Origin of the sequence: Jiella flava, from assembly GCF_017349315.1 — a bacterium.
Classification (GTDB): domain Bacteria; phylum Pseudomonadota; class Alphaproteobacteria; order Rhizobiales; family Rhizobiaceae; genus Jiella; species Jiella flava.
The window spans coordinates 457,852-481,569 of record NZ_JAFMPP010000001.1 but is presented as its reverse complement, the minus strand read 5'-3'; the positions used below and the strand labels follow the sequence as shown (position 1 = coordinate 481,569).

Genomic DNA, 23,718 nt, shown 5'->3' with positions numbered 1-23,718 from the left:
CCGCGATGGAACGGGGCATTGGTCACGGCCGCCTGGCGCCAGTTCGAGCGACATTCCGACGCTGACGCCGAGCTATTCTCGGATTTCCTATTCGTCTTATAAAACTATTACCATGCAGTCGACGCATCTCATTTTTCCAATTTGACGGCATTTTTCGCCAATTTTTGCGCCAATCACGAGGATTTCACGTAAATTTCAAAGTCCATTTTTTCCAACCGCAGCGGAACAATTTTTTGAAAAGGCCATTTAACAGTCACAAGTCACGAAAATTCGTCGATAACGCCGAAGATGACGGTATATTAGGCGAATTTTATTATCTTAAGAGGTATGTATTATGAAGACGACCGCCATCATTTCTTCGGCTTTCTTTGCTGTGTCGTTGACCGCCGCTGCCGCCTATGCCGATTCCGCCATGCCGAAGATTCCCGGTTCCGAGACCGTGACCGAGCAGCAGAATGCGCAGGAGCGAGCGAACGTTGCCGCCAACCCGGGCAATGGCACGGCTACGGACGTTCGTCCGGACACAATCGTTCCCGGCAATTCGACCGAGCGCCAGATGCAGAACGCTGACGAGCGCAACGCCGTCGCTGCCGGCGAGGACACCATGACGACTGGCGCGATGACCAGCGACGACGCCAATGCCAACAGCGACGTGTTGGTGCCGGGCTCGGGCGCAACCTTCTTGACCGGCAATGAGCCGCAGAGCATGAAGGGCCAGGTTCTCCAGGACTCGGCAACCACCGACGCCGTCAAGTAATCGGACGGCGGGCTTGGCCCGCTTGATGATCCTGACAAAGGCCGTTCGGACGATGTCCGGGCGGCCTTTCGCTTTGCCCGCTGCCGGACTTCGGTTATAGCCGAGAGACTTAATCCAACCGCAACGGATGTCAGGCACCATGACGCGAGGGCCTTCGGGTTCGAATTCGGTTGCCCCAGGAATGCCGATGCCACAGCAAGCGGTCACGAGCCGTGCGACCTCGCCAGATGATCCACTGTCGCAAATCGACGTGTCCGGTTTCATCGATGCGACCGGGCTGGCACAGCGACTGGCGGCGATCGCCGAAGCCGACTCGGCGGGCGGCGCGTCGAACGATGCACGCGCCGCGGTGCTCGCAGTGCTGCGGGAGGCCGTCAAGGAAGCGCGCCGCCGCGTTGAATTGGCGTTTCGGGAGGATCGCGCCGGCTTTGATTGCGCCCGCCGGCTGGCGACGATCCAGGACGTTCTAATCCGCAGCGTCCACGATTTCGCGCTGCGCTATGTCTTTCCCTCGTCCAATCTCTCGGCCGGCGAACGCATGGCGATTGTTGCCGTTGGCGGCTATGGCCGTGGTACGCTGGCGCCATCCTCCGACATCGATCTCCTATTTCTGCTGCCCTATAAGCAGACCGCCCTTGGCGAACAGGTCGCCGAGTATTTGTTGTACCTCCTGTGGGATCTCGGCTTCAAAGTCGGTCACGCTTCGCGCACCGTCGAGGAGTGCATTAAGCTCGCCAAGGCCGACATGACCATCCGCACCTCGATCCTCGAGCGATGGCTGATCGTCGGCGATCGTGATCTGTTCGACCAACTCGGCGCGCGGTTCGAAGCCGAGGTCGTCGAAGGCTCCAGCGAGGCGTTCATCGCCGCCAAGTTGGCAGAGCGTTCCGCCCGCCATGCCAAGCGGGGCGATACCCGTTATGTGGTCGAGCCCAATGTGAAGGAAGGCAAGGGCGGTCTGCGCGACCTCAACACGCTGTTCTGGATCGCCAAATACCACTACCGCGTCACCACCAGCGAAGCCTTGGCGGATCTCGGGGTGATCTCCCGTCGGGAGATGCGGCTGTTTCACAAGGCCGAGGATTTCCTCTGGGCGGTGCGCTGCAATCTGCATTTTGCCACCGGCAAGGCGGAAGAACGCCTGTCATTCGACCTGCAGGCCGAAATCGCCGAGCGGCTCGGCTACAACGCCCATCCGGGTCTGAAGGATGTCGAGCGTTTCATGAAGCACTTCTTCCTGATCGCCAAGGATGTCGGCGATCTGACCCGCATCCTGTGCGCGGCCCTGGAAGAGCAGCACGCCAAGGCCGCCCCCGGCATCGGCGGCATTCGCGATCTGGTCCGGAGCCTGCGCGGCCGGGCGAAGACGATCCCGGGCACGATCGACTTCCACATCGACAACAATCGGATCAACGTCTCTTCGCCGAGCGTCTTCAAGGACGATCCGGTGAACCTCATCCGGGTGTTCCGGCTGGCGGCGTCGAACAACCTCGAATATCACCCCGATACGCTGAAGCTGATCCGCCGCTCTTTAAAGCTGATCAATGCCGAGTTGCGCGACAATCCCGAAGCCAACAGCCTGTTCCTCGACGTCCTGACCGATCGCCAGAACCCGGAATTTCATCTCAGGCGGATGAACGAAGCCGGCGTTCTCGGGCGGTTTATCCCGGAATTCGGCAAGATCGTCGCGATGATGCAGTTCAGCATGTACCATCACTACACGGTCGATGAGCATCTCTTGCGTTCGATCGACATCTTGTCGCGGATCGAGCTCGGGGAACTCGCCGACGAGCATCCGCTGTCGAGCGAATTGCTGCCGCAGGTCAAAGAGCGGCGGGCTCTTTATGTGGCGCTGTTGCTGCACGACATCGCCAAGGGCCGGCCGGAGGACCATTCGATCGCCGGGGCGAAGATCGCCCGCAAGCTCTGCCCGCGGCTGGGACTCGACGATCGCGAGACCGAACTCGTGTCCTGGCTGATCGAAGACCATCTGGTGATGTCGATGACCGCGCAGCAGCGCGACATCAACGACCGTAAGACCATTCACGATTTTGCCGTCCGGGTGCGAACTCTCGACCGCTTGAATCTTTTGATGATCCTGACGGTCTGCGACATCCGCGCCGTTGGGCCGGGGGTGTGGAACGGCTGGAAGGGCCAGCTTCTGCGCTCGCTCTATCTGGAGACCGAGCCGACCCTGACCGGCGGCTTCACCCGGTCGACCCGGGCCGAGCGCCTGGCGGTGTCGCGCGAGCGGTTGGCCGCGCGGCTATCGGACTGGGAGGCGAGCGAGCGGGATGCTTATCTCGACCTGCATTATCCGAACTATTTCCTGACGACGCCGCTCGAAGACCAGGTTCGGCACGCGGACTTCGTGCGCGCCGCGGCGACCGAGGACCCTCTGGTGATCGCGGTCAGGACCGACGCCTTCCAGAGCATCACCGAAATCATGGTCCTGGCACCGGATCATCCCCGCTTGCTGTCGATGCTTGCCGGCGCCTGTGCAGGGGCGGGCGCGAACATTGCCGACGCGCAGGTCTTCACCATGTCTGACGGTCGGGCGCTCGACGTTTTGGTGCTCAACCGTCAATTTGCCGAAGACGCCGACGAACTGCGTCGCGGCGAGCGGGTCTCCGACTACATTCGCAAGCTCCTGCAGGGCGAGGACTCGCGCACGCGACTGATTTCCGAGCAAAAGGCGAAGCGGCCGCCGGCGGCCTTCGCGATGCGCCCCAGTGTCAGGGTCGACAACGATCTGTCGAACCAGTTCACGGTGATCGAGATCGAAGGGCTCGACCGACCGGGCCTGCTCTCCGACCTGACCCGCGCCATGGCCGATCTCAATCTCGATATCCGCTCGGCGCACATCTCGACCTATGGCGAAAAGGCCGTCGACGTGTTCTATGTGACCGACCTCGTCGGTGCCAAGATCACCAGCGGCAGCCGCACCGAGCGGATCGTGGACTGGCTCGTCCACGTCTTCGAAAACCCAGGTAGCGAGCCGGTGACGGCTGGTGTGCTGGCGGCTGAAAAGGCCTATGGGTTCGCCCGTTCATGAGTCTCTTCTCGAAATTTGCGACCGTCGGCGGCGCGACCTTGGTCAGCCGCATCTTCGGCTTTGCCCGCGAAATGCTGATGGCCTCGGCGCTGGGCGTCGGGCCGGTGGCCGACGCCTTCAACCTCGCCTTCCGCTTTCCCAATCTCTTCCGGCGATTGTTTGCAGAAGGGGCTTTCAATGCCGCCTTCATTCCGCTCTTCGCCCGGTCGCTGGAGGACGAGGGCGAGGTGGGCGCGAGGCGCTTTGCCTCGGAAATCTTCTCGACGCTCTTTACCGTGCTGGTCGTGCTGACCATTCTGGCGCTGATCTTCATGCCGTTCCTGGTAAAAACGATCATCGCGCCGGGATTATCGGTCTGCGTCGACGATCCGTCGACCGGCGGCAAGGTGATTTCATGCGCCGCGCGATACGACATCACCATCGCCTTTTCCCGTATCATGTTCCCCTATCTCGCCTGTATGTCGATGATGGCGATGGTGTGCGGGATCCTCAACGCCTTTCGCCGGTTCTTCGCCGCGGCCGCGGCGCCGACCTTGCTCAACTTCATTCTGATCGGCGTGATCGGATACGCATTGCACATCCATGCCGACAAGCAGACCATCGGCTTTCTGATGAGCTGGGGCGTTCTGATCGCGGGCTTTGCCCAGCTCTCCATGGTCGTCGTCGCCATGCGGATTGCCGGCTTCGGTGTCGCGCTGAAGCGTCCCCGCTGGACCAAGGGCCTGAAGCGCCTCCTGGTGCTGGCGGGGCCGGCGGCTCTGATCGGCGGGATCACCCAGATCAATCTCTTCGTCGGGCAGGCGATCGCCTCCTTCAAGCCCGGCGCCGTTTCGATCCTGCAATATGCCGATCGGCCCTATCAGCTGCCGCTCGGCATGGTCGGCGTTGCGATCGGCGTCGTACTCCTGCCCGAGCTGTCACGGGCATTGAAGGCGGGACACTTGCGCGAGGCCCAGCACACCCAGAATCGCAGCCTGGAATTTGCGCTGTTCCTGACGATCCCGGCGGCCGTCGCGCTGTTCATCATTCCCGAGCCGATCATCCGGGTGATCTATGAGCGTGGTCAGTTCCATCCGGCGGCGACGATCGCCGTCGGTTCGGTGCTGGGTCTCTACGCGCTCGGACTGCCGGCCTTTGTGATGATCAAGGTGTTTTCGCCGGGGTTCTTTGCGCGGGAAGACACCAAGACACCGATGGTCGCGACGCTGATTTCGGCGGGCGCCAACATCGTTCTGTCGCTCGGTCTGTTCTGGCTGCTCGCCGAACGCGGCATCGCGCTCGCCACCACCATCGCGGGCTGGCTGAATGCCGGCTTGCTGTTCGCGGGCCTGTATCGGCGGGGTTTGTGGGAGGTCGACCATGCGCTTTTGAAGCGGGCGGGCTTTGTCTGTCTCTCGGCGGCCGTCATGGGGGGCGCGCTGCTGTATGCGCTTCACGGCCTGTCGCCATGGCTCGCTTCGGGCGCGGGGCTCGAACGACAACTCCCGGCGCTCGGCGGCATGGTGCTCGGGGCCATGGCGATCTATTTCGTTCTCGCCTTTGCGACCGGTGCCGCCGATCGCACGATGTTCTTGACGGTGGTGCGGCGCCGGCGCCGTGCCGAGGCGGCCAAGACGGTCGCGTCCGAGGACACGACGTCATGAGCGGCCGGTCCATCGCAAGGTTGTCGCTGCTCGTCGATGACTATGACGCCGCGATCGCCTGGTTCTGCCGATGCCTCGACTTCGAGCTGCTGGAGGATACGCGGCTCGGCGATGCGAAGCGGTGGGTGCGCCTTGCGCCCCGCGGTGGCGGCGGGGCTGAACTGCTGCTTGCCGAAGCTGCCGACGCCGAACAGCATGCCAGCATCGGGCGGCAGGACGGCGGCCGGGTCTGGCTGTTTCTCCAAACCGATGACTTCGATCGCGATCACGCGCGGATACTGGCCGAGGGCGTGCGTTTCTGGGAGGCGCCGCGTGTCGAGTCCTATGGTACCGTCGCGGTCTTCGAGGATCTTTGCGGCAATCGCTGGGATCTCATTCAGCCAGCCTGACGGCAGCAGCTGGCCGTGTCCTCACACCCGCTGAAACGTCAGATAGGCCGGCGGGCGGCCCTCGCGGATGGCCTTGGCTTCGTATCGTGTGCCCGGCCAGCCCGCAAAGGGCGTCTGCCAATCCGCTGGCCGAGCCGCGGTCCAGATGAAGGCGCTGTGATCGCCGACATGGCGCAGTGTCCAGTTCACATAAGTGTCGATGTCCGAGGCAAATCGGAAATACCCGCCGGGCTTGAGGACGCGGGCGATGCGGTCGAGATTCTTGGTATTGACGAAACGACGCTTGAAATGGCGCTTCTTCGGCCAGGGATCGGGATAGAGCAGATCGACCGCATCGAGACTGGCGGCGGGTAACCAATCGAGCAACAGGGCCGCATCGTCGTCGAACAGCCGCAGATTGTCGCGCGGCGCCGCCTCGAGGGCGGAGAGCAGCTTCGCCATGCCGTTGACGAACGGCTCGACGCCGATGAAGCCACAGGCCAAATCCTCGCCCGATCGATGAAGCAGATGTTCTCCGCCGCCAAAGCCGATCTCCAGGCGGAAGCGTTCTTTCGGCGAGGCGTAAAGGGCCGATAGCGCTGCGGGGGGCGGCATCGTTAGATCGAGGCGGAGAGCCGGCAGGCGGTTAGCGATCAGCGCGGCCTGGTGCTGCCGCAGCTTCGGCCCCTTCAGGCGACCGAAAAACGCTTCCCGCCGCCGTTCAGGATGCCCGTCCGCGACCATGATCGCTGTCTCCGTTTCAATCTGCTCCATGCATCGGCCCGAAAATCACAATCGATTTTCTGAAGGCGCGATGCATGGAATCGAGGCGTTATATCCGCGAACACCCGAGGGCATCGCATTCATGTGTTCGCAGGCAAGCCCTGACGGCGTTTGAACCAAGGCCGAGAGGGACATGACCGGCAGGTCAGACGCAGGGCGCTCGATACGTCAGCGGCTGATAATGCGCGGGTTTTTGCCGAGCCTGCGCTTCAAACACAAGGGCCCGGCATTGCCGGGCCCTTGTGTTTGAAGGATCGCCCGCCGCTGTTTGGGTTTTCGCGGGCAGGTCCATGAAGCCGATCCGCGTCAGTGCTTCAGCGCCGCCTTCAGCTTCGATGCGAGATCGGTCTTTTCCCAGGAGAACGAGCCGTCACGGCCGGCCTTGCGGCCAAAGTGACCGTAGGACGAGGTTTTTGCATAGATCGGCTTGTTGAGATCGAGATGCTTGCGGATGCCCGTCGGCGACAGATCCATCGCCGCCCGGATCGCTTTTTCGACCGCCGCTTCGGTGATGTTGTTGCGGCCGGTATCGTGCAGGTTGACATAGAGCGAGACCGGCTGCGCGACACCGATCGCATAGGCGATCTGGATCGTGCATTTGTCGGCAAGATTGGCTGCGACGACATTCTTGGCGAGGTAGCGTGCGGCGTAGGCGGCCGAGCGGTCGACCTTGGTGGTGTCCTTGCCGGAGAAGGCGCCGCCACCATGGGGCGCCGCGCCGCCATAGGTGTCGACGATGATCTTGCGGCCGGTGAGGCCCGCATCGCCGTCCGGGCCGCCGATGACGAACTTGCCGGTCGGATTGATATACCACAGGCAATCTTGGGCGATCGGCAGATCTCCCATCGCCTCGCGGATGTAGGGCTCCACGACCTGACGCACCTTGGCCGAGTCCCAGGATTCGTCGACATGCTGAGTCGACAGGACGATCGAAGTCACCTCGACGGGTTTGTCGTCCTGATAGCGGATCGTGACCTGGCTTTTGGCGTCCGGGCCGAGTTTGGCGGCGTCGCCATCACCGCTCTTGCGGGCAGCGGCAAGCAGCTCGAGGATCTTGTGCGCGTAGTAGATGGGCGCCGGCATCAGTTCCGGCGTCTCCTTGCAGGCGTAACCGAACATGATGCCCTGGTCGCCCGCGCCTTCGTTGATCTCGTTGGCGCCGTCCTTGTCCCGGGTCTCGTGCGACTTGTCGACACCTTGAGCGATGTCGGCCGATTGCGAGTGCAGCAAGACGTCGATCTTGCAGGTCTTCCAGTGAAAGCCGTCTTGCGCATAGCCGATGTCGCGGATGGCGCGGCGGGCGGCCGACTTGAAGCGGGTCGGATTGATGACTTCCTTGCCGTTCTTGTCGATCTTCATCAGCGAGGGGGGAAGTCGGACCTCGCCTGCGATGACCACCCGATTGGTCGTCGCGAGGGTTTCGCAGGCCACCCGGATCGACCAGGGATCGACGCCGCCCTTCTTGGCTTCCCGATAGACAAGATCGACGATCTCGTCGGAAATGCGGTCACAGACCTTGTCGGGGTGGCCTTCGGAGACGCTCTCGCTGGTGAACAGATAGTCGCTGCGTGGCATACGTTTTTCCCTTTGCTGTGACGACGGATCCCGCAAAGCGGGCGCGCCGGTCCGCGTGGCCGCGAACGCACGCGCCGGTCTCAGTCGAACTTTTCGGGATCGATGGTTCCCGTTGGCCGGTGCGGGGTTTGCGTCAAGGCCGATGCAAGGTCAAGTCGAATGCGGTCTGGAAGTGACGCAATTGACCTATTTTTCGCCTTTTTGAGCAGTCTCGCCACCCTCGGCGAGGGTGCGAACGAGGTCGATCACGCGTTTTCTGACCTTTGGATCCGCGATCCGCACAAACGCCTGATTCAGCTGAATGCCTTCAGTCGTGGAGAGAAAATCCACCACGTAATCCGGGCTCTGCTCGTTCAGACCGGGCGCTGCAGACGCCGCCGTGCCGGGGGCATCCTCGAAAAAGTAGCTGACCGAGACGTTCAGGACATCCGAGATGTTTTGCAGGCGGCTGGCGCCGATCCGGTTCGACCCTTTCTCGTATTTCTGAACCTGCTGGAAGGTGATGCCGAGAGCTTCGCCGAGCTTTTCTTGGCTCATGCCGAGCATGGTACGGCGGAGTCTGACGCGCGACCCGACATGGGTGTCGATCGGATTCGGCTTCTTCCGGCTCTCCTGCATTGCGATGACCTTTCGCATTTGCTCGTTTCAGCCGCGGTGACTCCGGCCCGCCAGCGGGTAAATCGACGGGGGTATACAAAGGTCACGGCTAACTAAAATTTTCCAAGGGGGTGACCTATAACCGTTAGGATGTCAACTCGTTTGCCGGCTGATAAACCGCCGAACGACGAGAATCGCGAAAAAACACATACTCATTAGAATGAAGAACGGAATATTTTGAAGGCGAGCGTATGGCGTCGCGGGCGCGGCTACCGGAAGTCGCGACTCGATGGTGCCGGTCGCCCCGAGCGCCAGGGCGTCGATTTCTCGGCCATAGGCGTCGGTGACGACCGAAATGCCGGTGTTGGCGGCGCGGATCAGCGGCAGGCCGACGGCGACCGCGGACAGTTCCGCGAGCCGCAGGTGCTGATGCGGGCCGGGTGTCATGCCGAACCAGCCGTCATTGGTGTCGTTGACGAGAAAGCCGGGGCGTGAGCCCCTCATGCTCGCGACGATCTCATCGGGAAAGATCGCTTCGTAGCAGACCAGTGGCAGGAAGGCCGGGATGCCCTTGAGCTTGATCTCCTCGCGCTGTGTGCCGGCGGAGTAACCGCCGGGCATCTCGGTCAGATTCATGATGCCGAGCCGCTCCATCAACGGACCGAACGGCATATATTCGCCGAACGGGACGAGATGCACCTTGTCGCGCGCGTCGACGATTTCGCCATTGTCATCGACGACCAGGACGGAGTTGTAGAGCCGCTCGCCGCCCGACGGCATCGGCTCGATGCGCGGCGCGCCGGCGATCAGCGTCTCGTCCGGCTGGATCATGTCGGCGAGCTGGGCAACGGCTTCCGGTCGCTCGGTGAGAATGAAGGGGATCGAGGATTCCGGCCAGATGATCAGCCTGTGGGTCTTTTTCTCCGTCGCGTCGATGATTGCCGGCCCGCCGGTCTTGGCCGGGATCGATGCCTTGTCATGCCGATCCTGGCGGCCCTTTTCCGTCACGGCGATCTGCTTGGCAAAGATCTTCTGCGCCTGAGCTTCGTCGAATTTGTCGGATTGGGCGATGTTTGCCTGGACGACGCTTACGGTGAGGTCATCGACGAAGCGGGTTGGATGGTTGGCCAGGCGCCAAGCTCCATAGCCAAGGTCGAGGGCGACGATCAGCGCCGCAACGACGAGCATCGGGGCGCGGGCGTGGCGATCGGCGATGACGGCCGGGGCCGCGAAGACGATGAGCGCCAAGAGGCTGAGGCCGTGCAGGCCGACGACACTGACCGATTGCGACAACAGCGGCGTCTGGGCCGCGAGCACGCCGAGTTCGTTCCAGGGAAAGCCGGTTAGGACGAAGGCGCGGAAATATTCGAGCAGCGCCAGCGAGGCGGCGAGGGCCAGGATGCGCAGGGCGCTGTCGATCCAAAATCGGCGGGCGATGAGGGTCGCCAGGCCGAAATAGACCGCCAACACCGCCGGCAGACCGAGAACGGCGACCGGGATGAACACGGCGAACGCCGCCGCATCCACCAGCATCGCGCTGCCGAGCCACCAAAGCCCGGCGAGGAAATAGCCAAAGCCGAACAGCCATCCGATGGCAAAGTCGGCAAACAGGGCGCCGAGCAGCGTCCGGCGCGTGCCGATGCCGTCCAAGAGCCAGACGAGAAGCGGAAAGGCGATGAAGGGGGCGGCGGGAAAATCGAGCGGCGGCAAGGCCAGGGCGGCGATCGCACCGGATGCGACCGCCACGAGAATCCGAGGCAACCCCTCCAGCAATATCACGCGCCGCGCCAGGCGGTCGACCAACCACCCCGCACCTGACTTCTTCGACTCGATGACCGCTACGCCCAACGACTCCCGCCCGCCGCTTTCGCCGGAATCGTCCGTGTCCGGCTCAACTCCCGATCGACTTACCCGAGACCTGTATCAGACGCCAGCGCGCTTTCGTAAGCCTGATCGTCAGGCGGGTGATGCGGATGGTGCATCCGGCCGTGCCCCGATGCTCCCGCTCCAGGGCGGAAAGATCGGTGTCTTACAGCATCGGCGAGACAATCGGAATCGATTTTCGGCAAAGCACGATGCGTCGGTTCAAAGGGTGAGAGCGGCCTTTCTGCGTCCGATCGGACGCAGAGCGCCCTAGGCTTGGTCGGCCAAGCCCTCGACGATCCGCCGGCGCTTTTCGCCTTGACGAAAGCGCACGATCCGAACCCGCCTCACCCGGCGCGGATCGGCTTCGAGCACCTGGAATTCGAAGCCGGGAACGGCCTGGATCACCTCGCCGCGGGCCGGCACGCGGCCAAGCTCGGAAAACAACAAGCCGCCGATCGTATCCGCCTCTTGTTCATATTCGGAGATGTCGAAATCCTCGCCGACCAGCTGCTTGACCTCGTCGAGATCGGCTCGCGCGTCGGCGTAGAAAATACCATCCCCGCGCTCGGTGATCATCGGCGCTTCGTCGTCGTGCTCGTCCTCGATGTTGCCGACCACCATTTCGATTACGTCTTCGAGCGAGACCAGCCCGTCGGTGCCGCCATATTCGTCGATGACCAGCGCCATCTGAATGCGGGCGGCCTGCATTTTCGCCATCAGATCGGTGGCGAGCATCGAGGGTGGCACGAACAGCACCTTGCGGATGATGCCGAGATCCTCGACCTTGCGGGCGAGATTGATCTGCCGCAGATCGAGGCCGGCGCGTGGTTTGCGGGCGCTGGAGCCGTTGCCGTTGGCCTGTTTGGCGGGGCGTGCGACGCGGGTGATGTGGCCGACGACGTCGCGAATGTGGATCATCCCGCGCGGATCATCGAGGCTCTCGCCATAGACCGGCATGCGCGAATGGCCGCTCGCCTCGAACTGCTTCATCAGTTCGCCAAGCGTCGTCGTGATTTCCACGGCCCGGATATCGGCGCGGGGCACCATGACGTCTTCGACACGGACCTCGCGCAGCCTGAGGATATTGTTGAGCATCGCCCGTTCGGTGGGCGAAAAGGCGTCTTCTTCCGAATCGGCGGTCAGCAGCGCCTTGGTCAGGTCCTCGCGCACGAGGCGCGGCATGCGCGGGCGCAGCCGTTCGAACAGTCCGTCGAAAAATCTGCGGCCGCCATGGGGTTGCGGTGCCGAAGCGTGCGACGATCGACTTCGGTCGTCGCCGGCGGAATCGTCGCTTGCGGCCGCCGGGTCGATTGCCGGGCTTTCCGCAGCGTTGTCGTTGCGTGACATCGTCTCACTCAAAGTTCATGCGCCTTGCAAGATAGGGGATTGTTGTCGCGGATGCGAGATCGTTCGCGAAGAGAGCGAAATCTTGCCCGTCCGCAGCGTCATTGATTCCCGTCGCCATAAGGGTCGGCAATGCCAAGGGCGGCCAGGATCGCCACCTCGTGGGCTTCCATTGTTTCCGCGTCGGCGTTTGAAAGATGGTCATAGCCGAGGAGATGCAGAAAGCCGTGAACGATCAGGTGGCTGAGGTGATCGCCGGTCGTCTTGGCCTCGGCCTCGGCCTCGCGGGCGACGGTCTCAAATGCGATCAAAAGATCGCCGGCCAAGGGGCCAGGCAGATCGCCGGTTTCCAGCTGGCTCATCGGAAAGGACAAAATATTCGTCGGCTTGTCCTTATCGCGCCAGTCGCGGTTCGCCTCCTGAACGGTCCGGTCGTCGGCGAAGGTGACGGCGATCTCGCTGGTCAGGCTCGCCGGCAGATCGAGATGGTTTGCCGCCGCCGCCAGGGCTTTTGCTGCCAACGCCGTCAGCGCCTCGTGCGGAAATGCAGCCTCCCACGCCTCACATTCCACGGCGATGGCGAGGGTCAGATCGGGATAGCCCGGTAGGGAGACCGGCAGATCCGATCCCACCAGGCAAACGTCGCCTTCGGCGCTCATGAAAGACGGATCTTTCGTCGGCTGATCATGTCATCCTTGCAGCGCCGTGCGTGCGCGTGACCGCACAAAGGCCGCTCCCACTCCTCAAATCCAGGCATCGGCGCTATCGATCGAGCGGCAGGCTGCCGGCGCTTCGTTGTTCGGTGGCGTCGCGCTCATAAGCTTCGACGATCGCCTGAACCAAGGCATGGCGCACCACATCCTTCGCCTCGAATCGGACGGTGACGACGTTGGAAACTCCTTCGAGCACCCGCAGCGCTTCGACCAGGCCGGACTTTTGGCCGGGCGGCAGATCGATCTGCGAGGGATCCCCGGTCACCGCCATGCGGGCGTTTTCCCCGAGCCGGGTCAGGAACATCTTCATCTGCATCGAGGTGGTGTTCTGCGCCTCGTCGAGGATGACGGCGGCGTTGGCCAGCGTGCGCCCGCGCATGAAGGCGAGGGGGGCGATCTCGATCGCCCCTGCCGTCAGCGCCCGCTCGACCTTTTCGGCCGGGATCATATCGTAGAGCGCATCATAGAGCGGCCTGAGATAGGGATCGACCTTTTCCTTCATGTCGCCCGGCAGGAAGCCCAACCGCTCGCCCGCTTCGACCGCCGGCCGGGTGAGGATGATGCGATCCACCTGACCGCGCTCCAGAAGCTGGGCGGCGTGGGCGACGGCGAGATAGGTCTTGCCGGTGCCGGCCGGGCCGACGCCGAAGACCAGTTCAGCCCGGTCGAGGGCCCGCATATAGGCGTCCTGGGTCGGGGTGCGAGCATGGATGGTCTTCTTGCGCGTCGAAATCTGCGCCAGCGCCATGCGGCCCTTCTTCTCAAGGGTCGGCAGATACAGCTGGTCGTCCTGGGCAATCGCCATGCGCACCGCGCCGTCGACATCCTTGGTGCCGATTTCGCTGCCGCCCTGCAGACGCTCGTAGAGATGATCAAGGGCGCGCCTCGCCTGTTCGACGACGCCTGCTTCACCGCGAATCTCGACCTTGTTGCCCCGCGCCCGGGCGTCGATGCCGAGCTTTTGCTCAAGCAACGCCAGGTGCTCGTCGAACTGACCGAAGAGAGCGCTTGCCAGGCGATTGTCCTCGAAGGTCAGGACAATGTGCGCCATGTCGGAGGCGCCGGATGCGGGTGTCACGCCACGCGTCGGCTTCATGCGACCATTCCGGTGGGTTCGAGGTGCATCGCGCCCTCCGCGATCAGCGAGTTGGCGACGGAATTGGCAATCTCGACCGTGACGATGTCGCCGATCGCGCCGACGCCCTGGCGCATCACCACCGGCTGCAGATAGGGCGAGCGGCCGACGATCTGGCCGGGGCGGCGGCCGGGCTTCTCAATCAGGACGCTCAAGCTCTGGCCGACGAGGCTCTCGGAAAACGCCTGTTGCTGCCGGCGCAGCAGCGCCTGCAGCCGGGCCAGGCGCTCGCTTTTCACCGCCTCGCTGACATGGTCGGAAAGCGCCGCGCCCGGTGTGCCGGGCCGTGCCGAATATTTGAACGAGAAGGCCGAGGCGTAGTCCACATCCGAGACCAGTTGCATCGTTGCCTCGAAATCGGCCTCGCTCTCGCCGGGAAAGCCGACGATGAAGTCGCCCGACAACGCGATATCCGACCGTGCCGTGCGGATGCGATCGATCAGCCGCAGATAGTCAGCCGCGCTGTGGCGACGGTTCATCGCCTTCAAAATCGCATCGGAGCCGGACTGCACCGGCAGATGCAGATAGGGCATCAGCGCCGGCAGATCGCGATGGGCGGCGATCAGCGCGTCGTCCATGTCGCGCGGATGCGAGGTGGTGTAGCGAAGCCGCTTCAGGCCGGGGATCTCGGCAAGCGCGAACAGCAGTCCGCCGAGGCCGATCGACTTTCCCGTGGGGTCCTTGCCATGCCAGGCATTGACGTTCTGGCCGAGCAGCGTCACCTCGCGCACGCCGGCTTCGGCGAGTTGCCGTGCCTCGTCGAGGATCTGGGCGAAGGGCCGCGAGACTTCCGCTCCCCGCGTATAGGGCACGACGCAGAAGGTGCAGAACTTGTCGCAGCCTTCCTGCACGGTCAAAAAGGCGGTGACGCCGCGCGCCCGGATGTCCTTCTTGGCTGCCCTCGGCAGATGCTCGAACTTGTCCTCGACCGCGTAGTCGGTCTCGATCACCCGCTCGCCCTTGTCGACGCGTGCCAAAGCCTCGGGCAGGCGATGATAGGTCTGCGGCCCGATGACGAGATCGACCACCGGCGCCCGGGCGATGATTTCCTCGCCCTCGGCCTGGGCGACGCAGCCGGCGACGGCGACGCGCATGTCGCGGCCTTCCAACGCCCGCTCGGCCTTCATATCGCGGATGCGGCCGAGCTCGGAATAGATCTTTTCCGCGGCCTTTTCCCGGATATGGCAGGTGTTGAGGAGGATCAGATCGGCATCCTCCATGGTCTCCGTCGCCACATAGCCGCCATTCGCCAGCGCATCGCCCATGCGCTGGGAATCATAGACGTTCATCTGGCAGCCATATGTCTTGATAAAGACCTTGCGTGAACCGGCTCGCGTCGTCGGCGTCAGTCTGGCTTGGCTGATATCGCTCATGCGCCCTTCAGGTCAGGCTTTCGTCTCGAGGTGTCATTGGTCGCTGTGACGGCGCCGATTGGTCCCGTTCGGCGCCATTCTTATCTTCCTATATCGACGGCATCGTGACTGAGCGCAAGCGGGACCTGCGTCTTTCGCATCGTGTCAATCGCGTCCGGCGAGACTGTCGGCGAGCAGCCTGCGGACGCTGTCTTCCGCGTCGCGGGCCATGGCCTTGCGGCTGGAGCTTTCGGTAAAAGTCAGCGGCTCGCCAAAGGCGACCGTCGCGTCGATCGCGCCCTCTTTCAGAAAGCCGAGGAGATGCGGGCCAAGTTCGACGTCGCCGGGCCAGGCGGCGAGGGGGCGGAAAAAGCGGCCGAGTGGCAGGCCGCTTGCATGGGTATAAGCGATGGCAACGGGCTGAACCTGAACCGAGCCGGATGTGCTATCGCGCAGCGCCATTTGCGCCGCGCCGAACAGCGCGGTCTTGAACGGCAGCACCTCGTTGCCGTCGGAGGTCGTGCCTTCGGCAAAGAGCACCATCGCATCGCCCTCAGACAAACGATCGGCAATCGCCGAGGCTTGATGGCCGGTGCGCCGCCGCGCCTCGCGCTCGACGAAGACCGTGCGCTGCAGCTTGGCCAGGAGGCCGAAGGCCGGCCAGTCGCGCACCTCGGCCTTGGCGATGAAGGAGAGCGGCATCACCCGTCCGAGCACCATGATGTCCGACCAGGACTGGTGATTGGAGACGAGCAGCAAGGGGCGCTCGCTGGCCGGCCGGCCTTTCACATGCACTTTGAGGCCGGCGATGTGGCAGGCGATCACGTGCCAAAGATGCGGCAGCTTGCGTTGCAGCGGCCAGCCTCGCCACATGGCGAGCGCCTGCAACGGCCAGAGCACCAGCGTCATCAGGACGAGAGATGTCGCGACGACTGCAACGCGCGCCCGGGCGATCATGATCGTTCGGTCTCTGCAAGGGAGAGGCGAAGGCGTGCGGTCATGACGGCGGCAGCTCGACAGGGGCGGGACGGCGCCTCGCCGCGTCAGGCCAGGCTCCGTTTCAAGGTCAGGGCACTGGTCCGCCGGCCGTCCGGATGACAGTAATAGGCGGGGCGCCGTCCCACTTCCTCGAAACGCAGCCGCTTGTAAAGCCTCAACGCCGCTTCGTTCTCCTCGTCGACCTCGAGAAACAGCGACTCGGCCCGGTCGGCATGGAGCTTTTGCAGCACCTGATCCATCAGCATCCGGCCGAGACCGCCGCGGCGGTAGCGGCGTGACACGGTGATGGTGAGGATCTCGGCTTCCCCGGCGATGTTGCGGGCGAGGACGAAGCCGAGGGGCTCGCTGCGCGCCACGCCGATCTTGTGGACGACATAGCCGAAGCTGCCGCGCTGGGCGAGAAGCGTGCCGAGCTCGTCTCCGGACCAGGGCTGGTCGAAGGCCTCGCTATGCAGCTCGGCGGCGGCATCCAGATCCTCGTCGGTGAGGTCCAAGGCGATGGTCTCCCCCTGGCCGAGAAAGCCCTCCATCCAACTCGTCGTCCAGACCCAAGGCAACAGCCAGTACATGTGCGTCACTCTCCCCCGCATTCCTACGCATGCCGCTGCGGCCGAAATTATTCGCGTTGCTTGCGAATTCTCCTTGGCGACACGCGAAGGGCATTCCACTCTATGCTACGCCGAAGCGCATTAGGGAATGCTTTCTATGGATACCGCACGCAACGAGCGCATCGACGAGGGCTTGGCATCGGCGCCGCGCAGATAAAGCGGCCGCGGCGGCTCGCCGGGGATGGTCGTGGCGCCAAGCCGGGCAAGCGTTTCCGGATCGATACGGTCGCTGTCCTGCTCGATCGTCGTTGGTCGGGCGGCGAGTTGGTCGGCGGCGATCTTTGCGCCCGTGCCGACGAGGATGAGCGGCGTTGCGGCCGGGCAGGCGGCGACGACATCGCCCAATGCTTCCGGTGCGAGGGCCGCCGCTGCGCTGATCATCGCGCCGTCTGCGGCATAGAGCGCGGCATAGACCTCGTCGCGGCGCGCATCGAGAACGGCGAGCACCGGCGCGGCCGGGTTTTGAGCCTTGGATCCGCCAAGGGCACACGCCGCCAGCGCGTCGAGTGTCGAGACGCCGATCGCCGGGACGGCAAGCGCGAGGGCCAGCCCCCTGGCGGCGGCGACGCCGACGCGAACGCCGGTAAAGGACCCGGGCCCGGTCGTCACGACAATGCGGGCAAGATCGCCGTAAGCCACACCGGCCTCGGCCAAGACGCTGTCGATCACCCCCGTCAGCCGCTCGGCATGGCCCTTGCCAATCTCCGGCTCGGCCGCCGCCAACAGCCGCCCGTCGCCGCGCGGATCAAACAGCGCGGCGGTGCAGCGGGAAAAGGCCGTGTCAATGGCGAGGATCAGCGAGGGCATGGGGCGATTTCAAATGGAAAGCCTTGGGATCGCGGCGGTCAGAGGCGCTTTGCCCAGCCCATCAGGGCCGAAGTGTCGAGCACGATCAACCGGGCAGGCCGTCGTCGTTATAGAGAAAATCCTGGCTCCGCGCCGCGCGGGGGCCGGGCCATGCCGTCGCTCGCACTTCTTCTTGCAAGGCTGCGATGCCAGCGAAGAAAAGAGCGCGCTTTTCCTCGCGCTCAATCGGCGAAAGACGAACGACGACCGCGCCATCGCGTGTCAGGACGATATCTTCTCCGGCCACAGCCCGGCTGACGAGATCGTTCAAGTGGCCCTCGGCTGCGGGGCTATTGGAATCTTTATCGGATGATCCTTTGCGCTGCCCGCCATCAGATACCATCATCTGATCGACCGAGGGCTGCAAGCTCTATCGACCATCACGCCGCCTCGACGGCCTCGACCGCCTCTACCTCGGGCACGAAATGGCGCAGGAGATTTTGGATGCCGTGCTTCAGCGTCGCCGTCGACGAGGGGCATCCGGCGCAGGCGCCGCGCATGTTGAGATAGACCGTGCCGTCCTTGAAGCCGCGGAAGGTGATGTCGCCGCCATCCTGGGCGACGGCCGGGCGCACGCGTGTCTCGAGCAGTTCCTTGATGGTCGCGACGGTCTGCTCGTCGGCTTGGGAGAAGAACTCCTCGCCGCTCGTGGCTGCCGGACCGCCATTGGCGGCCATCACCGGCTCGTCGGCCATGAAGTGCTCCATCAGGGTCGCGAGAACCGCCGGTTTCAGATGCTGCCATTCGCCGGTGCGCTTGGTCACGGTCACAAAGTCGAAGCCGAAGAACACGCCGGCGACGTCCGGGATTGCCATCAGCTTGGCCGCCAGCGGCGAGCGCGCCTCGGCCTCGTCCCGGTCGGAAAACTCTTCCGTGCCGCTTTCGATCAAAACCCGGCCAGGCAGGAACTTCAGCGTCGCGGGATTGGGTGTGACTTCGGTCTGGATGAACATGAACTTCGCCTCTGGCCGGCTGCCCTTGGCAGCGGGTCATCTTGGTGGAATGTCGTCAAGGGTATCGCTTCGCCGCGACCCTTACAAGAAATGGGCGCGCGCGCCGGCCATTTCCATCGCCGCAGCTCGCGCCCGTGCGCGGGAGAGGGGGCTGGTCAGCCGTTGCTCGGCGGCCAGCGCATCGCTGCGGTGTTCAGCACAAGCTGATGATTTCGTCGTCGGTCAGCGAGGCCGGCACGATGGTGACGGGAATCGGAAAGGCCGCGCCCTTGCCGGCGACGGAGGAGACCAGCGGCCCCGGTCCCTCGCCGGCTTCACCGGCGGCCAGAACGAGAATCGCGATTTCGCGATCGGCCTCGATCTGGGCGTGGATCTCTTCGATGATCTTGCCCTCGCGGATGACCGTTTCCGGCTCGATACCGATCACCTCGCGCAGTTCCTCGGCGACTTTGGCGAGGCTGTTCTCGGCCTCTTCCTCGGCCTCGGCGCGCATCAGCTTCTCGACGCCGAGCCAATGCTGGAAGTCGCCCGGCTCGATCACATAGAGCAGCACCGCGCCGCCGCCGCTCGCCTTGGCGCGATAGCCGGCATAGGAGGCCGCCCGGGTGCATTCGGGGGTGCCGTCGATGATCGCCAGAAATTTTCGTTTGCCGCCTGCGTCGCGGCCGAGTCGTTTCGAAACCATGACGGTAAAATGGCTGCAGAGAACGACCGCGGCAAGGCGGCCCGTTTCGCAACTGCATCCGGTTTCAGAAAATCCGTTCGATCAAGGCCTTTTGAGTCAAGACGCCCGCGGTGGCGGCGCGGGCGCTCGGTCGCGGCCTTCGGCCCGGCTATTGCAGAAAGCCGACGATCTCCTTGACGTCGCGCATCGTCTTTTCGGCGATCGCCCCGGCGCGCTCGCCGCCATCCTTCAAAACGGCGTCGATATGGGCAGGATCGTCGGTGAGCCGCCGCATTTCGGCGGTGATCGGCTCCAGCACCGTGACCGCCAGTTCGGCCAGCGCCGGCTTGAACTCGGAGAACGGCTTGCCGCCGAAATCCTTCAGCACCGCCGCTTTGCTCTGGCCGGCCAGCGCCGCGAAGATGCCGACGAGATTGTCCGCCTCGGCGCGGCCTTCAAGGCCTTTGACCTCCGAGGGCAAGGCGTCCGGATCGGTCTTCGCCTTCTTGATCTTGCGGGCGATCTGCTCGGCGTCGTCGGTCAGGTTGATGCGCGACAGGTCGGAGGGATCCGACTTCGACATTTTCTTGGCGCCGTCCTTCAAGCTCATCACCCGGGTCGCCTCCCCTTCGATCAGCGGCTCGGTGATCGGGAAGTAGCCATTCACCGTCTCCTCGCCCATCTGGATCGGCGTGCCGAGGCCGGCCGCGGCGATGCGCGGCGAGAAGTCGTTGTTGAACTTGATGGCGATGTCGCGGGTCAGCTCCAGATGCTGCTTCTGATCGTCGCCGACGGGAACATGGGTGGCGCGATAAAGCAGGATGTCGGCGGCCATCAGACTTGGATAGGCCAGGAGGCCGAGGGAGGCGTTTTCGCGGTCTTTGCCGGCCTTTTCCTTGAACTGGGTCATCCGGTTCATCCAGCCGATGCGGGCGACGCAGTTGAAGATCCAAGCGAGCTCGGCATGGGCCGCGACCCGGCTCTGATTGAAGACGATGTGGCGCTTCGGATCGATGCCGGCGGCGAGGAAGGCGGCGGTGATCGAGCGGATCTGGCCTTTCAGATCGTCATGGACGAGCTGCGCGGTGATCGAATGCAGGTCGACCACGCAATAGAGACAGTCCTGGCTTTCCTGCAGGGCGACAAATTTGCGGATCGCGCCGAGATAGTTGCCGAGATGCAGGTTTCCGGTCGGCTGCACGCCGGAAAAGACGCGGGGGGCGAAATCGCTCATGCTGGCGGCTCCGAGGACACTTTAGGAATTGCCGCGCCTTATGGCGGACGGCGCGGGCGCGATCAAGCGGCCGGCGGTCTCAAGACAGGGCCGGCTTCTACAAGCGGCACGTCGCTCGCCGCCGCGATTGAGGCCTTGCGCATTTCCCGCCGCTCGCGTATGAGACGCCCCGTTCAGAGAGCCGGCCGGCAGGGCATGCCGTGGCGGTTCTAAATGCTGTTCGCGACATTCCTTCAATGAAGGCAGGACGGCGCAGGGCCTTTGCAAGGCTTGCGACCGCTCCGGGCGTCGCGATCCTCTTAATCAGGAGAGCAAAATGCCCAAGATGAAGACCAAGTCGAGCGCCAAGAAGCGCTTCCGCATGACCGCCAACGGCCACGTCAAGGCGCAGCCGGCCGGCAAACGCCACGGCATGATCAAACGCTCCAACGACTTCATTCGCGATGCACGCGGCACGATGATTTTGTCGAAGCCCGACGAGCGGATCGTCAAGACCTACATGCCCTACGACCGCTGAGCGGCGCACATGCGGGACGCACTCCAATCGAGCCGCCGTCCCCCCCGCGATCGTTTCAGCGCATGATCCTGTCGGAAAACCGGTTCCCACTTTTCCGGATCATGCTTTAGGCATCTCAGAGATTTCAGGAGTTTAGATCATGGCACGCGTCAAGAGGGGCGTTACCGCCCACGCCAAGCACAAGAAGGTTCTCAAGCAGGCCAAGGGTTTCTACGGCCGCCGCAAGAATACCATCCGCACCGCCAAGGCGGCCGTCGATCGGTCGAAGCAGTATGCGACCCGCGACCGCAAGGTGAAGAAGCGGAATTTCCGCGCCCTGTGGATCCAGCGCATCAACGCCGCGGTCCGCGAGCACGGCCTGACCTATGGCCGCTTCATCGACGGCCTCAACAAGGCCGGCATCGAGGTCGACCGGAAGGTTCTGTCCGACATCGCCATTCACGAGCCCGAGGCGTTCGCCGCGCTCTGCGAATCGGCCAAGCAGGCGCTCGCCTATCTGAAGGACGGTGAGTTTCCCGGCGCCTACGAGCGGGCGGTCGGAGAAAAGCGCGCAGCCTGACGCCTGATCCCTGGATCGTCCACGCGGCGGGTCCGATGCGATCAGACGAAACGGACATCAGGCGCCGGTTTTGAATCGAGAAAAAGGCCCGCGCGGGATTTGACCGCAGCGGGCCTTTTTGCGTCATGAAGGCGCGGTGATCGACATGCGATGCACGGGCCGATCGGCCGATGCGGAGCTTCAAAGAGTTAGAGCGTCCGTTCTGCGTGCGACAGGACGCAGGGCGCTCTCGGCGAAAGAGGTGACAGGTGAGCGACACAGACGCGCTGGAGAGCGAGCTTCTCGCGGCGATCGAGGCGGCGGGAGACGAGGCTGCACTGGAGACGATCCGAATCGCCGAGCTCGGCAAGAAGGGCCGGATTTCCGAGATGATGAAGGGGCTCGGCAAGATGAGCCCCGAGGAGCGGAAGACCGCCGGCCCGCGGCTCAACGGCCTGCGTGACGCGGTGCAGGGCGCGATTACGACGAAGCGCGAGGCGCTCGCCGACAAGGCGATTGCCGCGCGGCTCGCCGCCGAGCGGGTCGACGTCACGCTGCCGGTCCGCCAGGCGGCGGCAGCGCGCGGGCGCATCCATCCGATCTCCCAGGTCATCGACGAGATCACCGCGATTTTCGCCGATATGGGCTTTTCCATCGCTGAGGGGCCGGACGTCGAGACCGACCACTATAATTTCACGGCGCTGAATTTCCCGGAAGGCCATCCCGCCCGCGAGATGCACGACACCTTCTTCCTCGCGCCTGATGACAAGGGCGAGCGCAAGGTGTTGCGCACCCATACCTCGCCGGTGCAGATCCGGACCATGGAGGCCCAGAAGCCGCCGATCCGCATCGTCATTCCGGGCAAGACCTATCGCCAGGATTCGGACGCCACGCACACCCCGATGTTCCATCAGCTCGAGGGGCTGGTGGTCGACACCACGTCGAACATCGCCAACATGAAGTGGGTGTTGGAGGAGTTCTGCAAGACCTTCTTCGAGGTGCCGCAGCTCAATATGCGCTTCCGCCCCTCCTTCTTCCCCTTCACCGAGCCGAGCCTCGAAGTCGACATTCAATGCGACCGCTCGGGCGCGGAGGTGCGCTTTGGCGAGGGCACCGACTGGATGGAGATTTTGGGCTGCGGCATGGTCCATCCGAACGTTCTGCGGGGCGTCGGGCTCGATCCGGATGTTTATCAAGGTTTTGCCTGGGGCATGGGCATCGACCGCATCGCCATGCTGAAATACGGCATGCCGGATCTGCGCGCCTTTTTCGACGCCGACATCCGCTGGCTCGACCATTACGGTTTCCGCCCGCTCGACATGCCGACACTGTTCGGGGGCTTGAGCACGTGAGAGAGTGACAGCGCTCGGCCGGAAATTCCGCGCGCCGCGAAGGAGATGCCATGTCCACGGTCATTGCCTTGAACGATCAGCAAGCCGAGGAGCTTGCTCAGTCGATCTTGCAAGAGCGACTGAGAGACTTTGGCTTTCGCGGCGTCGCTATCGCCTCCGAGAGAGATTTTGATGGCGATGCTGTTCTGAGAATGACCGTCGATGTCGACCACCAGGTACCGGGACGCGTGATGCTCGATATCGGTGGTGCCATTCGCGGGGCTTTGCTGGAGCGGGGCGACGAGCGGTTCGCACTGTTGACCTATCGGCGGCCAGAGGGACTTGCGGCCCCAGGGCTGTCGCAGCCGGCAGAACCCGGTCATGATTGATGAGTTGCTCGACAGCGCCAGGCTTTTGGCGGGCGAGCCGAACCAGACGTCGGCTTGTCTGCGACGCGCCGTGAGCACGGCCTATTATGCCGTTTTTCATGCGCTGGCGGAGCTGGCGAGCGAAAGTTTGCTGCCCGGGGTTGCCCGTGCTTCAGACGCCTATGTGCGTGTGTATCGCGCCTTGGAGCATAGGCGGTTGAAAAACGCCTTCATGCAGGCGCCGTTGAAGGATGATAATCGTTTCCGCGCGATCGGCAACGCGGTCGTTCAGCTGCAGGTCGAAAGAGCTCGCGCCGACTACCTTCCTTGCGATCCGTCCTTGTTCTCGCTCAACGTCGTCACCGACCTCTTGGTCCAGGCGCAAGGCGTGATCGTCGATCTTCGGGGATTGGGTCGAGACGAGCGTCGGACGTTGGCTGTCTGCCTGCTGTTCCGGGATCGAAGGGATTGA

At 63.6% G+C, this 23,718-nt stretch carries 24 protein-coding genes; 9 read left to right on the top strand and 15 right to left on the bottom strand.

What is annotated here, in order from left to right; genetic code table 11:
* The first annotated feature begins 334 nt into the window (after positions 1-334).
* The 4 genes from J1C48_RS02155 (at position 335) to J1C48_RS02140 (ending at position 5,844) form a co-directional block, all read left to right on the top strand.
* Complete coding sequence (locus J1C48_RS02155; RefSeq protein WP_207255995.1) at positions 335-757, top strand: hypothetical protein; 423 nt, start codon at positions 335-337, stop codon at positions 755-757.
* Between the two features lie 187 nt (positions 758-944).
* Positions 945-3,812, top strand: a complete 2,868-nt coding sequence (locus J1C48_RS02150; protein WP_207255994.1) for a [protein-PII] uridylyltransferase — start codon at positions 945-947, stop codon at positions 3,810-3,812.
* Complete coding sequence (gene murJ, locus J1C48_RS02145; protein ID WP_207255993.1) at positions 3,809-5,455, top strand: murein biosynthesis integral membrane protein MurJ; 1,647 nt, start codon at positions 3,809-3,811, stop codon at positions 5,453-5,455. Before J1C48_RS02150 ends, murJ begins: the two co-directional genes overlap by 4 nt.
* Positions 5,452-5,844 carry a VOC family protein gene (locus J1C48_RS02140; RefSeq protein ID WP_207255992.1) on the top strand — a complete coding sequence of 131 codons (393 nt, stop codon included), beginning with the start codon at positions 5,452-5,454 and terminating at the stop codon, positions 5,842-5,844. The genes murJ and J1C48_RS02140 overlap by 4 nt, the downstream gene beginning before the upstream one ends.
* Before the next feature lie 21 nt (positions 5,845-5,865).
* On the opposite strand, the gene trmB is transcribed toward J1C48_RS02140, so the two are convergent.
* The 15 genes from trmB to trpS form a co-directional block, all read right to left on the bottom strand.
* The gene (gene trmB, locus J1C48_RS02135) at positions 5,866-6,567 is read right to left on the bottom strand and encodes a tRNA (guanine(46)-N(7))-methyltransferase TrmB (protein WP_207255991.1); all 702 of its coding nucleotides are present in this window, start codon (positions 6,565-6,567) and stop codon (positions 5,866-5,868) included.
* Positions 6,568-6,912: 345 nt separating this feature from the next.
* Positions 6,913-8,181 (bottom strand): methionine adenosyltransferase, encoded by a 1,269-nt coding sequence (gene metK / locus J1C48_RS02130; RefSeq protein ID WP_207255990.1) that lies wholly within the window; start codon positions 8,179-8,181, stop codon positions 6,913-6,915.
* 186 nt (positions 8,182-8,367) lie between these two features.
* Positions 8,368-8,799, bottom strand: a complete 432-nt coding sequence (locus tag J1C48_RS02125; protein WP_207256127.1) for a helix-turn-helix domain-containing protein — start codon at positions 8,797-8,799, stop codon at positions 8,368-8,370.
* Positions 8,800-8,931: 132 nt separating this feature from the next.
* Positions 8,932-10,524, bottom strand: a complete 1,593-nt coding sequence (gene lnt, locus J1C48_RS02120; RefSeq protein WP_231081525.1) for an apolipoprotein N-acyltransferase — start codon at positions 10,522-10,524, stop codon at positions 8,932-8,934.
* Between the two features lie 387 nt (positions 10,525-10,911).
* Positions 10,912-11,991 (bottom strand): hemolysin family protein, encoded by a 1,080-nt coding sequence (locus J1C48_RS02115; RefSeq protein ID WP_207256126.1) that lies wholly within the window; start codon positions 11,989-11,991, stop codon positions 10,912-10,914.
* A 98-nt stretch (positions 11,992-12,089) separates the two neighbouring features.
* Complete coding sequence (gene ybeY / locus J1C48_RS02110) at positions 12,090-12,647, bottom strand: rRNA maturation RNase YbeY (protein ID WP_207255988.1); 558 nt, start codon at positions 12,645-12,647, stop codon at positions 12,090-12,092.
* Between the two features lie 103 nt (positions 12,648-12,750).
* A complete protein-coding gene (locus J1C48_RS02105; protein ID WP_231081523.1) occupies positions 12,751-13,797 on the bottom strand; it encodes a PhoH family protein in 1,047 nt (348 codons plus the stop codon).
* Entirely contained in the window at positions 13,794-15,209 is a 1,416-nt protein-coding gene (gene miaB / locus J1C48_RS02100) for a tRNA (N6-isopentenyl adenosine(37)-C2)-methylthiotransferase MiaB (protein ID WP_207255987.1), read from the bottom strand. The genes J1C48_RS02105 and miaB overlap by 4 nt, the downstream gene beginning before the upstream one ends.
* 144 nt (positions 15,210-15,353) lie before the next feature.
* Positions 15,354-16,145 carry a lyso-ornithine lipid O-acyltransferase gene (olsA, locus tag J1C48_RS02095; RefSeq protein WP_207255986.1) on the bottom strand — a complete coding sequence of 264 codons (792 nt, stop codon included), beginning with the start codon at positions 16,143-16,145 and terminating at the stop codon, positions 15,354-15,356.
* An 86-nt stretch (positions 16,146-16,231) separates the two neighbouring features.
* Positions 16,232-16,756: a GNAT family N-acetyltransferase gene (locus J1C48_RS02090; protein ID WP_207255985.1), complete on the bottom strand. Its 525-nt coding sequence runs from the start codon at positions 16,754-16,756 to the stop codon at positions 16,232-16,234.
* A gap of 120 nt (positions 16,757-16,876) precedes the next feature.
* Complete coding sequence (tsaB, locus tag J1C48_RS02085) at positions 16,877-17,602, bottom strand: tRNA (adenosine(37)-N6)-threonylcarbamoyltransferase complex dimerization subunit type 1 TsaB (protein ID WP_207255984.1); 726 nt, start codon at positions 17,600-17,602, stop codon at positions 16,877-16,879.
* Between the two features lie 85 nt (positions 17,603-17,687).
* Entirely contained in the window at positions 17,688-17,912 is a 225-nt protein-coding gene (locus tag J1C48_RS02080; RefSeq protein WP_231081522.1) for a type II toxin-antitoxin system Phd/YefM family antitoxin, read from the bottom strand.
* 109 nt (positions 17,913-18,021) lie between these two features.
* Positions 18,022-18,594 (bottom strand): NifU family protein, encoded by a 573-nt coding sequence (locus tag J1C48_RS02075; protein ID WP_207255983.1) that lies wholly within the window; start codon positions 18,592-18,594, stop codon positions 18,022-18,024.
* A 193-nt stretch (positions 18,595-18,787) separates the two neighbouring features.
* Positions 18,788-19,279 carry a universal stress protein gene (locus J1C48_RS02070; RefSeq protein ID WP_207255982.1) on the bottom strand — a complete coding sequence of 164 codons (492 nt, stop codon included), beginning with the start codon at positions 19,277-19,279 and terminating at the stop codon, positions 18,788-18,790.
* Between the two features lie 148 nt (positions 19,280-19,427).
* Complete coding sequence (gene trpS, locus J1C48_RS02065) at positions 19,428-20,492, bottom strand: tryptophan--tRNA ligase (RefSeq protein WP_207255981.1); 1,065 nt, start codon at positions 20,490-20,492, stop codon at positions 19,428-19,430.
* 316 nt (positions 20,493-20,808) lie between these two features.
* Here trpS and rpmI point away from each other — a divergent pair, with 316 nt between their 5' ends.
* From rpmI to J1C48_RS02040, 5 genes are all read left to right on the top strand, one after another.
* The gene (gene rpmI / locus J1C48_RS02060) at positions 20,809-21,009 is read left to right on the top strand and encodes a 50S ribosomal protein L35 (RefSeq protein WP_207255980.1); all 201 of its coding nucleotides are present in this window, start codon (positions 20,809-20,811) and stop codon (positions 21,007-21,009) included.
* A 139-nt stretch (positions 21,010-21,148) separates the two neighbouring features.
* Complete coding sequence (rplT, locus tag J1C48_RS02055; protein ID WP_207255979.1) at positions 21,149-21,568, top strand: 50S ribosomal protein L20; 420 nt, start codon at positions 21,149-21,151, stop codon at positions 21,566-21,568.
* Between the two features lie 248 nt (positions 21,569-21,816).
* Complete coding sequence (gene pheS, locus J1C48_RS02050; RefSeq protein ID WP_207255978.1) at positions 21,817-22,899, top strand: phenylalanine--tRNA ligase subunit alpha; 1,083 nt, start codon at positions 21,817-21,819, stop codon at positions 22,897-22,899.
* A gap of 50 nt (positions 22,900-22,949) precedes the next feature.
* Complete coding sequence (locus J1C48_RS02045) at positions 22,950-23,267, top strand: hypothetical protein (RefSeq protein WP_207255977.1); 318 nt, start codon at positions 22,950-22,952, stop codon at positions 23,265-23,267.
* Complete coding sequence (locus J1C48_RS02040) at positions 23,260-23,718, top strand: hypothetical protein (RefSeq protein WP_207255976.1); 459 nt, start codon at positions 23,260-23,262, stop codon at positions 23,716-23,718. The genes J1C48_RS02045 and J1C48_RS02040 overlap by 8 nt, the downstream gene beginning before the upstream one ends.

Bases quoted from the DNA above. Each gene is read 5' to 3' on its own strand.
- J1C48_RS02155 (WP_207255995.1), top strand. From the start codon at position 335: ATGAAGACGACCGCCATCATTTCTTCGGCTTTCTTTGCTGTGTCGTTG.
- J1C48_RS02150 (WP_207255994.1), top strand. From the start codon at position 945: ATGCCACAGCAAGCGGTCACGAGCCGTGCGACCTCGCCAGATGATCCA.
- murJ (WP_207255993.1), top strand. From the start codon at position 3,809: ATGAGTCTCTTCTCGAAATTTGCGACCGTCGGCGGCGCGACCTTGGTC.
- J1C48_RS02140 (WP_207255992.1), top strand. From the start codon at position 5,452: ATGAGCGGCCGGTCCATCGCAAGGTTGTCGCTGCTCGTCGATGACTAT.
- trmB (WP_207255991.1), bottom strand. From the start codon at position 6,567: ATGGTCGCGGACGGGCATCCTGAACGGCGGCGGGAAGCGTTTTTCGGT.
- metK (WP_207255990.1), bottom strand. From the start codon at position 8,181: ATGCCACGCAGCGACTATCTGTTCACCAGCGAGAGCGTCTCCGAAGGC.
- J1C48_RS02125 (WP_207256127.1), bottom strand. From the start codon at position 8,799: ATGCAGGAGAGCCGGAAGAAGCCGAATCCGATCGACACCCATGTCGGG.
- J1C48_RS02115 (WP_207256126.1), bottom strand. From the start codon at position 11,991: ATGTCACGCAACGACAACGCTGCGGAAAGCCCGGCAATCGACCCGGCG.
- ybeY (WP_207255988.1), bottom strand. From the start codon at position 12,647: ATGAGCGCCGAAGGCGACGTTTGCCTGGTGGGATCGGATCTGCCGGTC.
- J1C48_RS02105 (WP_231081523.1), bottom strand. From the start codon at position 13,797: ATGAAGCCGACGCGTGGCGTGACACCCGCATCCGGCGCCTCCGACATG.
- miaB (WP_207255987.1), bottom strand. From the start codon at position 15,209: ATGAGCGATATCAGCCAAGCCAGACTGACGCCGACGACGCGAGCCGGT.
- olsA (WP_207255986.1), bottom strand. From the start codon at position 16,145: ATGATCGCCCGGGCGCGCGTTGCAGTCGTCGCGACATCTCTCGTCCTG.
- J1C48_RS02090 (WP_207255985.1), bottom strand. From the start codon at position 16,756: ATGTACTGGCTGTTGCCTTGGGTCTGGACGACGAGTTGGATGGAGGGC.
- tsaB (WP_207255984.1), bottom strand. From the start codon at position 17,602: ATGCCCTCGCTGATCCTCGCCATTGACACGGCCTTTTCCCGCTGCACC.
- J1C48_RS02075 (WP_207255983.1), bottom strand. From the start codon at position 18,594: ATGTTCATCCAGACCGAAGTCACACCCAATCCCGCGACGCTGAAGTTC.
- J1C48_RS02070 (WP_207255982.1), bottom strand. From the start codon at position 19,279: ATGGTTTCGAAACGACTCGGCCGCGACGCAGGCGGCAAACGAAAATTT.
- trpS (WP_207255981.1), bottom strand. From the start codon at position 20,492: ATGAGCGATTTCGCCCCCCGCGTCTTTTCCGGCGTGCAGCCGACCGGA.
- rpmI (WP_207255980.1), top strand. From the start codon at position 20,809: ATGCCCAAGATGAAGACCAAGTCGAGCGCCAAGAAGCGCTTCCGCATG.
- rplT (WP_207255979.1), top strand. From the start codon at position 21,149: ATGGCACGCGTCAAGAGGGGCGTTACCGCCCACGCCAAGCACAAGAAG.
- J1C48_RS02045 (WP_207255977.1), top strand. From the start codon at position 22,950: ATGTCCACGGTCATTGCCTTGAACGATCAGCAAGCCGAGGAGCTTGCT.
- J1C48_RS02040 (WP_207255976.1), top strand. From the start codon at position 23,260: ATGATTGATGAGTTGCTCGACAGCGCCAGGCTTTTGGCGGGCGAGCCG.